Source organism: Vibrio sp. S12_S33 (assembly GCF_963889785.1).
GTDB classification, from domain to species: domain Bacteria; phylum Pseudomonadota; class Gammaproteobacteria; order Enterobacterales; family Vibrionaceae; genus Vibrio; species Vibrio aestuarianus.
The window spans coordinates 1-201 of record NZ_CAWPQZ010000506.1 but is presented as its reverse complement, the minus strand read 5'-3'; the positions used below and the strand labels follow the sequence as shown (position 1 = coordinate 201).

The window sequence follows — 201 nt, the reverse complement described above, 5'->3', positions numbered from 1 at the left end:
TTTTATCCCAATACAACACTTTGACTTTGTCGCGTTGTTTATTGGTAAATAGGAACAGTGCACCCGTGCCGAGTGGCAAATCGGTTTCGGACTCGATAATCGCCGCCAGGCCATTGATAGACTTTCTAAAATCCACGAACTCCCGATACAGGTAAACATTCGGGGCGCTCAACATTCGTTTCATGACAGTGCTCCGATTAA

General features: G+C 45.8%; 1 protein-coding gene. It reads right to left on the bottom strand.

Annotated elements, in window-relative coordinates:
- Positions 1–184 (bottom strand): IS66 family insertion sequence element accessory protein TnpB (tnpB, locus tag AACW06_RS20905; protein ID WP_192076442.1); only part of this gene is annotated, 184 nt, incomplete at its 3' end.
- Positions 185–201 lie beyond the last annotated feature (17 nt).